The sequence below is a fragment of the Shewanella sp. T24-MNA-CIBAN-0130 genome (assembly GCF_040310185.1).
Taxonomy (GTDB): domain Bacteria; phylum Pseudomonadota; class Gammaproteobacteria; order Enterobacterales; family Shewanellaceae; genus Shewanella; species Shewanella psychromarinicola.
Window position 1 is genome coordinate 1 of sequence record NZ_JBEOPP010000444.1, and the last position, 252, is coordinate 252.

Annotated in this window: 1 protein-coding gene; it reads right to left on the reverse strand. The window is 34.9% G+C overall.

Going from position 1 to position 252, the window contains the following annotated elements; genetic code table 11:
- Window positions 1–252, reverse strand: a 252-nt coding sequence (locus AAEZ02_RS23060) for a restriction endonuclease subunit S domain-containing protein (RefSeq protein ID WP_351125489.1), incomplete at both ends; no start/stop codon positions are given.

Below are 252 nucleotides of genomic sequence, written 5' to 3' on the forward strand. Positions count from 1 at the left end.
ATCGTGCTTATCAAAAACCATCGTTGTTGCACCAACTAAATCCGTTGTATTTGCCCGACTGAATAAAAGGTCGTTAATTTTCACGAAATGATCTTCTGGCGGTTCATAATCATTTGGTAAAGGTTTTACTTCTTCAGGCTTAAAGGTGCCTGAAGTTACAGCACTTATTTTCAATACTTTATGTCTGTATTTACTAAATTGATCATCTGCAGCAACTAGACTTTTTCCACCAAAAAAATCTTTAACGATTGT